Here is a 6727-nt window from a genome sequence, read left to right as displayed (position 1 = left end):
GTCTGGTATGCCGGCCGTTGGCACGACACGCCCGTATATGCGCGTGAAAAGCTGCCGCTCGATGCTATCATCGAAGGCCCGGCGATCCTCGAACAGATGGATGCCACCACCGTGCTCGAACCCGGCGACCGCGCACGCAGCGACGCTGACGGCAACATCATCATCGACATTGGCGAGGCCTGATATGGCAAAGCTCGACGCCATCACCCTTTCGGTCCTCCAGGCGGCCCTGCAGCAGGTCTGCGACGAGATGGACCTTACGTTCTCTCGCGCCGCTTTCTCGCCGGTCATCGCCGAGGCCAATGACCGTTCCGACGGCATCTATTCGGCTGTCGACGGTTCGCTGATCGCGCAAGGCAGCCAGGGCCTGCCGGTGTTCGTCGGCGTCATGCAGTATTCGACCAGGACGGTGATCGAGATGATCGCCGACGGCCGTTGCCTGCCGCCGGAACCAGGCGACATCTACGTCGTCAACGACCCCTATCTCGGCGGCACCCATCTGATGGATGTGCGCTTCGCCATGCCGGTCTACCGGGACGGCAAGATTTTCTGCTGGCTATCCAACACCGGCCATTGGCCCGACATTGGCGGCTCGGTGCCGGGCGGATTTTCAGCCTCGGCGACTGCCGTGGAGCAGGAAGGCCTGCGGCTGCCGCCGGTCAAACTGTTCAAGAAGGGCGTGCTCGACCCGGAAATCTACGCCATCATCTGCTCCAACATCCGCGTCGCCGACCAGCGCATCGGCGATATCAGGGCCCAGGCCGCCGCACTGCTGATCGGCCAGGATCGGCTGAATGGAATCCTGGATCGTTACGGTGACGAAACTGTTGTCGCGGCGATCGCCGAACTGCGCCGCCGCGCGGCCGAGCAGATGCGCGCCAACATCTCAGCCATTCCCGACGGCACCTACCATTCGAAGGCCTTTGTCGATTCCGATGGGGTGGTCAACGAGCCGCTGATCATCGCGCTCGCCGTCGAAAAACAGGGCGACACGCTGACCTTCGATTTCACCGATTCGTCAAAGCCCTGCGCCGGGCCGATGAACAGCGTGCTGGCGACGACCCTATCCTCGGTCTATCTCGCCATGCGCCACATTTTCCCGGATGTGCCGATCAGCGCCGGCGCGTTTGAACCCCTGATCGTCAAGCGGCCGGAAGGCACGTTCCTCGACGCCAAATATCCGCGGCCCGTCTCGGGCTGCGCCGCCGAGGTGTCGCAGCGCATCGCCGAGGCGGTGTTTGCGGCGATGGTGCAGGCATTGCCGGACAAGGTGACCGCCGCACCCGCCGGTTCCAGCGGCAATTTCGCACTCGGCGGCAACGACCCGGCACGCGGCCGCGACTACGTCATGTATCAGATCTCCGGCGGCGGTTATGGGGGCAATTCAGGCCATGACGGCCTGACCAATGGCTGCTCGACCATCGGCATCTCCAAGTCGCCGCCGGTCGAGATCATGGAACAGGCATTCCCGGTGCTCTACCGCCACTACGCCTTGCGTGAAGGCTCCGGCGGCGCCGGCAAGCATCGCGGCGGTTTCGGCCTCGCCTATGAGGTGGAAATCCTGCGCGGCGACGCCCGCGCTTCCTTCGTCATGGACCATGGCCGGTTCGGCCCGCAGGGCGCGCTTGGCGGCAAGGACGGCGCCGTCAACACGGTGACCGTCTTCCGCAACGGCGAGGAACACGTGCCGCCGCATTTGTCCAAAGAACAGGACATTGCGCTCAAGGCCGGCGACCGCGTGCGCGTCGGCACGCCGGGCGGCGGCGGCTATGGCGATCCGCTGCAGCGCGATGCCGATCTTGTGCTGCGCGACGTGGCGCTGGGGTACTACACATCAGAGGAAGCCACCGAAAAGTTTGGCGTTGTCCTCTCGGCCGGGGAGTTGGCCATCGACCGGACGGCCACCGACAAGCAGCGCGTCGGCTAACACATCACCGATCGCTCGCCTGGTCTGCTCGCCGCGCCGTGATCGCCGCAGCGCATGTCGTTTCCGTCTCCGCCGCGCGCCTGGAAGACCGTAGACTTCCCGCTTTCAACGGGGATCTCGAACATGCGTCTTTTCGGTCGTTTCGTGCTTGCCGCTTCCGTCGCCCTCACCCTTGCCACTGGTGCCGCCTCCGCCCAGGACAAAAAACTCAGGATCGGTACCGAGGGCGCCTATCCGCCCTTCAACTACGCCAGTGCCGACGGCACGCTGGGCGGCTTCGACATCGAGCTGGGGAAGGCGCTGTGTGCTGAGATGAAGGCCGAGTGTGAGTTCAGCGTGCAGGATTTCGATGGCTCGATCCCGGCGCTGCAGGCCGGCAAGTTCGACGCGATCATCAACATCACCATCACACCCGAGCGGGCCGAGAAGGTCGAGTTCACCCACAAATACTACCAGACGCCGCCGGCTATCGCCGTGCCCAAGGATTCGACCATCGCGGGCACGTCGCCCGATGATCTGAAAGGCAAGGCGCTCGGCGTGCAGACCGCGACCATCCACCAGAAATTCGCCGACCAGAAATATGCAGGCTCGACGGTCAAAGCCTATCCGACGGGCGACGATGCCCGCACCGACATGGCCAATGGCCGCCTCGACGCGATGATGGACGGCTCGATCATCCTGACCGAGTGGTTGAAGAAGCCAGACGGCGCCTGCTGCAAGCTGCTCGGCACGCTGACCGCCGATCCGGCCATTCACGGCCCTGGCGTCGGCATCGCGCTGCAAAAGGGCAATAAGGAACTGGCCGACAAGCTCAATGCGGCCATCGACGCGCTGCGCGCCAATGGCAAGTACAAGGAAATCAACGACAAGTACTTCTCCTTCGACGTCTACGGCAGCTGAGACGACAACATGCCTTCCGGCAGCGCCGGCTGGCGCTGCCGTTTTTCTTGAATGATGGAGACTTCCTTGGCTGAGCGGCGTTCCCCTTTCTACAGCAGCATCGTCGGGCTGGGCGCGACCATGGGTCGTGTCGGGGGCGATTTCATCTCCGCTAAAACCTATTCCGGCATTGCCGACGAGCATCTGAACACCCGCAAAAATGTCGGCGTGCAGGATCTCAGCACCATGGGCAAGATGGACATCAAGGGGCCGGACGCCGAGGCGCTGGTCAACCATGTCATCGTCAATAATGCCGCTGCCATGAAACCGGGCCAGGTCCGCTATTCCACGGTCTGCCGCGAGGATGGCGGCATCATGGACGACCTCACCGTGTTTCGGTTGGGTCCGGAGCACTTCATGCTGGTAACCGGCTCGGTCAACCGCCTGAAGATGCTGCCCTGGCTGTTGCATCACGCGCAGGGTCGCAAGGCCTATGTCACCGACATAACCGCAGCCATCGCCTTCCCGACCATCCAGGGCCCGCGCTCGCGCGAACTGTTGAAGGCGATGATCTCGGATGCCGATCTGGACGGGCTGAAACGCTGGTCGTTCACGTCAGGCCACATCAACGGCACGCGGGTGCTGATCTCGCGCACCGGGGTCACCGGCGAGCTCGGCTTCGAGCTGTTCGTGCCGGCCGACGAGGCCGCTTCGGTCTGGGACGCGCTGATGCGGACCGGCCGGGACTTTGGCCTGAAACCCTATGGCGTGCTGGCAATGTTCACGCTGGGCCTGGAAAAGGCCTATCCGGCGCACGGCATCGACATGGACGAGAGCCGCACCCCGTTCCATGTCGGCCTCGACCGCTGGATCAAGTTCGACAAGGGCGATTTCGTCGGCCGGCAAGCGTTGCTCAAGGTCCGCGACAAGGGCCTCGACGAGCAATGGGTCGGCCTGATCCTCGACGGCGACACGCCGGCCGCCACCGATGCCAGGGTCCTGGCCGATGGCGAGGACGCCGGCATCGTCACCTACAGCGATCACGGCTATTCCCTGGGCAAGGTGCTGGCCACGGCGCACCTGCGGCTGCCTTTCACCGCGATTGGCACCGAACTCAGCATAGACATCGATGGCAGGCCGAGCCGGGCGGTCGTGGCGCCGATACCGTTCTTCGATCCCGAGGGGGGGAGGTTGCGCGGCTAACTGGGCTTACCCTGGAAATCATTTTGGTCTCTCCTCAATGGTTATGATATTGTCTCGAAATGAAGTCTCCTAGCTCACGAGCCAGCCGTTCAGCCAAGACCGGCCAGTTCGTGCTGACCAGCGAGCGCGGCGAGAAAATCAGCGCCGTGGAAGGCATGACCTTATCGCCTCGCATGGCGAAATTACTCGCCCTAGGCGTACGACACGGACTGTCCGGTGATGAGCGGCGTTCGCTCATCAAGGAAGAAATCCGCAAGAAGAAATAGACGTTGGTCTACGCCGCTGAGTTCGATCCGCTGTGCTACCCCGGCACGACGGTGCTCATTAACCTGTTGGACATCCGCGACCAGGCTGAGCTTGATGAAGTCGAGCTCGCGCTGTTCCTGACTCGCGCTGACGAGCCATTGCCGGCAGGCGAACTCGACTACCGTCACTATCTCGGCCTGCACCGGCACCTGTTCCAGGATGTGTGGCTGGGCCGGTCAGCCGCGCACCATCCGCATCGGCAAGGCCGGCAATTGGTTCTGCTATCCCGAACACATCGCCACCGAGATGGCGCGGGTCTTTCGCGAACTCGGCAATCCCGACCGCTTAGCTCATCTCGACGGCACCAGCTTTGCGAAGCATCTGGCGCACATCGTCGCGGAGATCAACGCCGTGCATCCGTTTCGCGAAGGCAACGGCCGAACCCAGCTCACCTTCCTTGCGATGCTCGCCGAGCACGCGGGCCTGACATTCAATGACGACATCCTTGACGGGATCGCGTCATTCAAGCCATGATCGACAGTTTCAGCGGTTCAGAAGCGTCATTGCAAGCACTGATAGAAGATATCATCGCCTAGTTCGTCGGCCTAACAATCACCCCCGTCTATCCAGCCTCGCCACCAACCGATCCCCCACCCATTGGATGCCGCAGACCAGGATGATCAGCACGATGACCACTGCGATCATCACCGACGTCTCAAAACGCTGGTAGCCGTAGCGGATGGCGAGGTCGCCGAGGCCGCCGGCGCCGATCGCGCCGGCCATGGCTGACGCACCGATCAGCGTCACCAGCGTCACCGTGAAGCCGGCGACGATGCCGGGCAGGGCTTCTGGCACCAGCACCTCGCGGATGATCGTCCAGCGGTTGCCGCCCATGGCGCGCGCCGCCTCGATCAGCCCGCGATCGACTTCGCGCAGCGACACTTCGGCGATGCGCGCATAATAGGGCGTGGCGGCGATCGACAGCGGCACGATGGCTGCCCATGTGCCGATCGAGGTGCCGACGATCAGCCGCGTCACCGGGATCAGCGCCACCAGAAGGATGATGAAGGGCACCGAGCGGAAACCGTTGATGATGGCGCCGAGCGCCCGGTTCACCCAAAGGCTTTCGGCAATGCCGCCGCGTTCGGTAGCAATCAGCGCCAGGCCGAGCGGCAGGCCGAAGACCAGCGAGATGAGGCCGGAGGCGGCCGTCATCAGCACCGTCTCCCAGATCGAACGCAGCAGAAGTTCAAACAGGATTGGCGACATGGCCAAGCACCTCCACCCGCGCCTGGCGAGCCTTCAGGAATGTGATGATGTCAGCAAGATGATTTGCATCGCTGCCGGGAACCGAAAGGAACAGCGTGCCGACCGGCTGCTGCTGGATATGGTCGATGCCGCCATGGACGAGGCGGAAGGCGCCCGGAACCGCAATCGCAAGGTCGGACAGCAGCGGGCCGCTTGCCGCCTCGCCGGCCACGTCGACGCGCAGGATGGTTTCCGCACCGGCCGCCGGCAGCAGCCGCGCTGCCAGCTCGGCCGGCAGCTGCGGCCTGATGGCGCCGAGCAGGCTGCGTGTGATCTCGGAGCGTGGGTCGGCAAACACCGACCAGACCGGCCCTTGCTCGACGATGCGTCCGGCGTCGATCAACGCCACGCGGTCGGCGATGGAACGGATCACCTCCATCTCATGGGTGATCAAAAGGATGGTCAGGCCAAGCTGCCGGTTGATGTCCTTGAGCAGTGCGAGGATGGAGCGCGTCGTCTCCGGATCGAGCGCCGAGGTGGCTTCGTCCGACAGGAGCAGCGCCGGGCGCGCGGCAAGCGCCCTGGCGATGCCGACCCGTTGCTTCTGGCCGCCCGACAGCGACGCCGGATAGGCCTTGGCTTTCTCCGACAGGCCGACAAGATCGAGCAGTTCGGCGGCGCGCTTCAGCCTCTCGGCTTTCGGCCGGCCCTCGATCTTCAGCGGCAGCGCCACATTGTCCTCGACGGTCTTGGCCGACAGCAGGTTGAAATGCTGGAAGATCATGCCGATGCGCCGCCGCAGCGGCTGCAGGTCGCGCTCGCCGAGCCGGCTGATCTCGCGGCCCTCGATGAACACCTCGCCGGAGTCAGGCCGTTCCAGCCCGTTCAGGCAGCGGATCAGCGTCGATTTGCCGGCGCCGCTGCGGCCGATGATACCGAGGATCTCGCCCTTGCGCACGGTCAGCGAAATGCCGTCGAGCGCCGCCGTCACACCGAAATGGCGCTTCAGGTCGACAAGGCGCACGACATCCTGAGATGCGTCGGGCCGGGTCTGGGTCGGATCGGCGGTCTCCCCGGATGCCGTGATATGCTGGTTCATGAATATTCCTGTTCCCGAAAACGCAATCGCGGCCCGCGCCTGAGCGCGGACCGCTGTTGCTCTCGAACCGGGCTTCCGGCCGAGGACCGGATCAATAGGCGCTGAGGCCGGTGCCCTTGTAGACC

Annotated in this window: 8 protein-coding genes; 5 read left to right on the top strand and 3 right to left on the bottom strand. The window is 64.0% G+C overall.

Features of this window, described 5'->3' with window-relative positions; all coding sequences use genetic code 11:
• From EN879_RS19165 to EN879_RS19150, 4 genes are all read left to right on the top strand, one after another.
• A partial coding sequence (locus EN879_RS19165) for a hypothetical protein (RefSeq protein WP_164774466.1) occupies nt 1-183 on the top strand: 183 nt, incomplete at its 5' end.
• A 1-nt stretch (nt 184) separates the two neighbouring features.
• On the top strand, nt 185-1927 hold the full coding sequence (locus EN879_RS19160; RefSeq protein ID WP_063169687.1) for a hydantoinase B/oxoprolinase family protein: 1743 nt from the start codon (nt 185-187) through the stop codon (nt 1925-1927).
• A 123-nt stretch (nt 1928-2050) separates the two neighbouring features.
• Nucleotides 2051-2827, top strand: a complete 777-nt coding sequence (locus EN879_RS19155) for an ABC transporter substrate-binding protein (protein WP_063170417.1) — start codon at nt 2051-2053, stop codon at nt 2825-2827.
• A gap of 51 nt (nt 2828-2878) precedes the next feature.
• On the top strand, nt 2879-4009 hold the full coding sequence (locus EN879_RS19150; RefSeq protein WP_063169688.1) for an aminomethyltransferase family protein: 1131 nt from the start codon (nt 2879-2881) through the stop codon (nt 4007-4009).
• Between the two features lie 191 nt (nt 4010-4200).
• On the opposite strand, the gene EN879_RS40020 is transcribed toward EN879_RS19150, so the two are convergent.
• The gene (locus EN879_RS40020) at nt 4201-4458 is read right to left on the bottom strand and encodes a hypothetical protein (protein WP_244514377.1); all 258 of its coding nucleotides are present in this window, start codon (nt 4456-4458) and stop codon (nt 4201-4203) included.
• Between the two features lie 16 nt (nt 4459-4474).
• Here EN879_RS40020 and EN879_RS40730 point away from each other — a divergent pair, with 16 nt between their 5' ends.
• The gene (locus EN879_RS40730; protein ID WP_335919019.1) at nt 4475-4789 is read left to right on the top strand and encodes a Fic family protein; all 315 of its coding nucleotides are present in this window, start codon (nt 4475-4477) and stop codon (nt 4787-4789) included.
• A gap of 78 nt (nt 4790-4867) precedes the next feature.
• On the opposite strand, the gene EN879_RS19135 is transcribed toward EN879_RS40730, so the two are convergent.
• Nucleotides 4868-5524, bottom strand: a complete 657-nt coding sequence (locus EN879_RS19135) for a methionine ABC transporter permease (protein WP_027161152.1) — start codon at nt 5522-5524, stop codon at nt 4868-4870.
• Nucleotides 5505-6602 carry a methionine ABC transporter ATP-binding protein gene (locus EN879_RS19130; protein ID WP_063169689.1) on the bottom strand — a complete coding sequence of 366 codons (1098 nt, stop codon included), beginning with the start codon at nt 6600-6602 and terminating at the stop codon, nt 5505-5507. Before EN879_RS19130 ends, EN879_RS19135 begins: the two co-directional genes overlap by 20 nt.
• Nucleotides 6603-6727: the final 125 nt, after the last annotated feature.

This window comes from Mesorhizobium sp. M7A.F.Ca.AU.002.02.1.1 (genome assembly GCF_003998535.1).
In the GTDB taxonomy this organism is placed as follows: Bacteria; Pseudomonadota; Alphaproteobacteria; order Rhizobiales; family Rhizobiaceae; genus Mesorhizobium; species Mesorhizobium ciceri.
Note: the sequence above shows the minus strand (reverse complement) of the source record. Positions and strands in the feature narration are given on the sequence as shown.

Coding starts and splice junctions, on each gene's coding strand:
- EN879_RS40730 (WP_335919019.1), top strand. CDS start 4,475: ATGTGTGGCTGGGCCGGTCAGCCGCGCACCATCCGCATCGGCAAGGCC.
- EN879_RS19130 (WP_063169689.1), bottom strand. CDS start 6,602: ATGAACCAGCATATCACGGCATCCGGGGAGACCGCCGATCCGACCCAG.
- EN879_RS19155 (WP_063170417.1), top strand. CDS start 2,051: ATGCGTCTTTTCGGTCGTTTCGTGCTTGCCGCTTCCGTCGCCCTCACC.
- EN879_RS19150 (WP_063169688.1), top strand. CDS start 2,879: ATGATGGAGACTTCCTTGGCTGAGCGGCGTTCCCCTTTCTACAGCAGC.
- EN879_RS19160 (WP_063169687.1), top strand. CDS start 185: ATGGCAAAGCTCGACGCCATCACCCTTTCGGTCCTCCAGGCGGCCCTG.
- EN879_RS19135 (WP_027161152.1), bottom strand. CDS start 5,524: ATGTCGCCAATCCTGTTTGAACTTCTGCTGCGTTCGATCTGGGAGACG.